Source organism: Nocardioides malaquae (assembly GCF_015070385.1).
Taxonomy (GTDB): Bacteria; Actinomycetota; Actinomycetes; order Propionibacteriales; family Nocardioidaceae; genus Nocardioides; species Nocardioides malaquae.
In genome coordinates this window covers 1-235 of record NZ_JADCSA010001234.1, presented here as the reverse complement: position 1 = coordinate 235, position 235 = coordinate 1, and the positions used below count along the sequence as shown (strand labels likewise).

Sequence of the window (235 nt, the reverse complement as noted above, 5' to 3'; positions counted from 1 at the left end):
AACAGCAGGGGCCAGGCGCGCTGAGGAAGACACCCACTGAATCCAACTCCTTGGCCCACGGAACGACATGGCTCCGACCCGACTTAACCACTTTTCCGTTTTTTTTTTTTTTTTTTTTTTTTTTCAGAAATCCGCAACCGGCAGCAAACCAAGTCGGAGGGCCAAGCGGGCTTAGGCAGTCAACCACTGGCTTCAAATCCTCGGCGCGCTGCAGCGCCAGGCCGAACGACCACGA

At 54.9% G+C, this 235-nt stretch carries 1 protein-coding gene; it reads right to left on the bottom strand.

What is annotated here, in order from left to right:
• Nucleotides 1–235: hypothetical protein (locus IEQ44_RS17500; RefSeq protein ID WP_227487722.1), on the bottom strand; the 235-nt coding region annotated here is incomplete at both ends.